The following is a 903-nucleotide window of genomic DNA, read 5'->3' on the forward strand; positions in this document are numbered from 1 at the left end:
CACCGTGCCACCGACCTCGCCACCGCCGCCGCCCACGCCCTCGGCCCCGACTGGCTCGCCCGCACCCCCCTGCCCGTCCGCCTCGACGACGACATCCGCGACGCCGCCCGCGCCGCGACCTCGACCATCCCGCCTGGCCCGAGGCCCATCCCAGCCGTACACCGCGAGTCGCCCCTCAGCACGCCGCCGGAGCAGCTCGGGCCGCAGACCCGCGCGCTACCCTCGCCCCAGCCCGACACCCCGCCGCCCGACACGCGGCCTCCCAACACCCCGCCGCCCGACACGCGGCCTCAGTCCAACAACCCGCCGTCCGACAGACGGCCTCCCACCGCCTCCCTGCCGGCCATTACCGACCTGCCGGCCATGACCGATGTCGGTTCCGAGGCCGGTGCCGGTCCCGGGTCCGACGGCACTCCCACGTCGGAGCCTGGTCGTCGATGGGCCGCTGTGCTGCGCCGTGGGTCGTCGGGGGGCCGAGCCTCCCGACGCGGCAGCCGCGGCGACGGCGGGACTCTCCCCGGCGGCGGCACGATCCCGCGAGGGACACCCCACGACGCGGGAACGGGCGGCGGCGCGCTGCGGGTCGAGTACCCGTACGGCGTCGTCGCGGCACCGGATGGCGCGGTCTTCGTGTCGCAGCGGCTGCGCCACCGGGTGGTGCGCGTCGACCCCGACGCGACGATCACCGCGGTCGCCGGCTGCGGCCGCGGCGGTGGACGCGGTGACGGCGGCCCGGCCGTCGACGCTGAGCTGGACAACCCCTGTGGCCTGGCCCTCGCCGCCGACGGCACCCTGTTCGTCGCCGACAGCTTCACCCATCGCCTGCGCCGCATCACCCCCGACGGCCGCATCGACACGGTCGCCGGCACCGGCCGCGCCGGCCCCCCACCCGGTCCGATGCCC

1 pseudogene is annotated in these 903 nt (G+C 77.7%); it reads left to right on the forward strand.

Annotated elements, in window-relative coordinates:
* Positions 1-903: pseudogene (locus C1A33_RS35310) on the forward strand (hypothetical protein); the annotation flags it as partial.

The sequence above is a fragment of the Frankia canadensis genome, from assembly GCF_900197875.1.
GTDB lineage: Bacteria > Actinomycetota > Actinomycetes > Frankiales > Frankiaceae > Frankia > Frankia canadensis.